A 3,513-nucleotide genomic window follows, 5' to 3' on the forward strand; every position below is an offset into this window, starting at 1 on the left:
AAATACCCACCATTTGTCCATCAGCTTGGCTAGTTATAACAATTTTTCTTGCGTTAGTTATGACAAGTAGACATAATATGGGCACCCATACATACTTGGCTATACTTGGAATCATCAAAAAAGTATTGCCAAATTTTGGAATCGAAACCCACATAAGTAGAAATACAAGTAAAACTAGGCCGGCATTTAGTAACTGAACACTTGAACTCTCTTTTTTGCTGATAAAGCCGTAACTTGATATCATATATATAAGGACACAAAATCCAATAGAGTTTACAAAATCAGCAAGACTATCACTCAAAATTAATAAGATACCTGCTATAAAATTTCCAACCTGGTATGGATTAACGCTTGCATACTTATATTTTTCATTGGCTATTATATCAGATATTCCTTCTATCCTTATCATATCCTTGGTAAATAGCCTTACCATATCATCAATAATGAGAGGAGTATATGAATTTAAGGCCATCATCAATAAAAAAACAATGAAAAGAACAAGTACAATAAAAAAATTAATATTCAAATTTATATTAAAATCTATATCTGGCATAAAATTTAAAACTTCTTTTAAATTAATATTCAAATTTATTTTTTTAAATTTTTTCACAATACCTCCTAAAGTTATAATATAATCAGCCCCCTATACTGGCTAAAATTTCAGTCTATCTACCCACAAAATTAAATAACTTATAAAAGAGGGTTGCACTCGCAACCCTCTTTACTAACTTAAAGTTCATATTAAAAATTATTCAGCTTCAGGTGTTTCATGCTTTTCTTTTAATACATCTCCGATATTACCTATAGTATCATCACCTACTGACATATACTGTGATAAATCTTCTTCTGGTTCTCTAGTTAATTCTCTTATTGAAAGCATCATTCTCTTGTTATCAGCATTGAACTTGATTATGGCAGCTTTAACAGTGTCTCCAACATTTACAACGTCCTCTACCTTGTTAACTCTACCTTCGCTCAATTCACCTATTGGCAGGTAAGCTTCAACACCTTCCTTAACCTGTAGGAAAGCACCCTTTTCAATTATTCTAAGTACAGTAGCTTCTACAACACTTCCCACTGAAACTTCGTCAGCTATTAGCTTCCATGGGTCCTGATCTGGATCCTTAAGGGCTAGGGCTATCCTCTTAGTTTCTGGGTCAACACTCTGTACAAATACTTCAACTTCGTCACCAACATTTAATACTGACTCAACTGATTCAACTCTTGTCCAAGATAGATTGTTTATATGAGCTAGTCCTTCTACTCCACCTAGATCTATGAAGGCACCATAAGGCATGATATTTGTAACCTTACCCTTTCTCTTTTCACCTTCAACAAGTGATGCAAATAGGGCTTCTCTTTCAGCCTTTATCTTAGCTCTTTCAGCTTCTCTTTCAGCCTTTATCTTAGCTCTTCTTTCTTTTCTTTCAGCGTCTAGTACTTCCTGGGCAACCTCTCTATGAGAAACTATTATCCTGTTCTTTCTAGGATTTACTTCCTTAACATAAGCATCTAGATCCTTACCAACATACTCACTAGTATCCTTTACAAACTTAGTATCTATCTGAGATATTGGCATAAACATTGTGTATGACTTGTACTGAACGTAAAGTCCTCTGTCTAATGCCTTGTAAGCATGAACGTTTATCACCTTACGTTCTTCTAGGGCATCTATTAGTTCCTTAAGATCACTTCTCTGTTCCAGCTTAAGAACAGATATCTTAATTGTAGCGTCCTTATAGCTGATATTAGTTATAATACCAGTAACTTCGTCATCTATCTTATAAGCTTCTTCTATGTCCTGACCTCTCTCAAGATTTAGTTCGCTGGCAGGTACTACCCCGTCAAAACCAACTTCAAGGCTTAAAACCAGACTATCATGGTTGATCTTTACTACCCTTCCTGTAATTTCATCATCTACATTAATCTTGCTAAGCTCTTGCTCTTGCATATCTAGTAGTTCTTGCATAGTTAAATTATTTTCCATTATTAAAAACATCCTTTCGTCGCGTAGTATCCATATTTAATATTATAGCATATAATTAACAAGATTTTACGATAAATTGTATTTTTTCTTATTTTTTTTTGATGTTTTTTTCTTTTGCAAAAGGAAGCCCACCAAATTAATGGTTGGGCTTCTAAAAATTAATTTTCTTTTCCTGTATTTAGACCATCAGAACTGTTTAAAACCGATATAAAACTATCGTAAAGCTCTTTAGTTAGATCACCATATGCAATACCATGAATTTTCTTTTTCAAGCTATCAATAATTGACATAAGCAATGTGTTTTTTTCTTTTAGGCTTGTATTTTCTTCCCTCAGGGCTTTTATCTCATTCTCTACTTTTTCATTTTCCTCTATGGCCTTTTTTAATTTATCATTTTCTGATTGAATATCTGACTTTTCTTCCTCTATGTAGGCCTTTTTCAAGGCATCCCTCACTGCTGACTTTATTCCGTTTGAAGAATATGTTGCACCAGATACTGAATCTACATTTGGAGTTTGACCGGACACGATATTTGTTATAAGACCTCTGGCCTTTTCAAAGTACGGAGCATCATCCACGTTTTCAACAACCCTAATAGACGATATTTTTCCTTCACTCACATCAACTTCAACCTTTAGATTGCCCCTAAAGCCTATTCCACTACCCTCGTAGCTTCCGTCTTTCAACTTCTTATTAGCAATATATTTCTGTGATTCAGTCTCAAGACTTTCAACTTTCTTTCTTAGGTCTTTACTAAGTTTCTTCATCTGCTTAAGCTTTTCTTCTAGCTTTGAAAGCTTTTCTAGCTTCTTGTTTATTTCATCATTGTTCACACTTTCCTGGCTAGAACCTGCCTTCTTTAAGGCATCTCTCACAGCTGACTTTATTCCATTTGATGAGTATGTTGCTCCAGAAACAGAATCTACATTTGCAGTCTGACTGGATATAATATTAGGTATCAGGGACTTTGCTTTATCAAAGAATGGGGCATCATCTATATTGTCAATGACATTTATAGAAGCAATCTTTCCGTCAGTAACCTTGACTTCTACCCTAACATTCCCCTTGAATCCCATACCAATTCCTTGGTAGCTTCCATCCTTCATCCTTATGTTAGTATCTTCTTTTTGAGAATTTTTTTCTAAGTCTCCTATCTTGGCCTTTAAATCACTTATAGTATCTTTTAGCTTTTGATTTTCTTCCTTTAGCCTAGATAGCTCTATTTTAAGTTCATCATTATTGTCACCCTCGCTACTTACTCCTGCCTTCTTTAGGGCATCTCTCACGGCTGATTTTATTCCATTTGATGAGTATGTTGCTCCTGAAATAGAGTCTACATTTGGTGTTTGTTTTGAAATTATTGTTCCTACTAGGGACTTGGCCTTGTCAAAATATGGGACATCGTCTACATTATCAACTATATTAATATTTGAGATTTTGCCTCCACTTACATCAACCTGGACCTTTACATCCCCTCTGAAGCCTATTCCTCTTCCTTCATAACTTCCATCCTTTAGCTTTTTGTT

At 34.6% G+C, this 3,513-nt stretch carries 3 protein-coding genes; all 3 read right to left on the minus strand.

The genetic code is table 11. The features are described from left to right. A partial coding sequence (locus tag ACW6OJ_RS07210; protein ID WP_456096159.1) for a DUF6056 family protein occupies positions 1–610 on the minus strand: 610 nt, incomplete at its 3' end. Between the two features lie 138 nt (positions 611–748). Then, positions 749–1,987 carry a 30S ribosomal protein S1 gene (locus ACW6OJ_RS07215; protein WP_293435338.1) on the minus strand — a complete coding sequence of 413 codons (1,239 nt, stop codon included), beginning with the start codon at positions 1,985–1,987 and terminating at the stop codon, positions 749–751. Between the two features lie 158 nt (positions 1,988–2,145). Continuing rightward, positions 2,146–3,513 (minus strand): FMN-binding protein (locus ACW6OJ_RS07220; RefSeq protein ID WP_456096160.1); only part of this gene is annotated, 1,368 nt, incomplete at its 5' end.

The sequence above is a fragment of the Peptostreptococcus sp. genome, from assembly GCF_977045075.1.

Bases quoted from the DNA above. Each gene is read 5' to 3' on its own strand.
- ACW6OJ_RS07215 (WP_293435338.1), bottom strand. From the start codon at position 1,987: ATGGAAAATAATTTAACTATGCAAGAACTACTAGATATGCAAGAGCAA.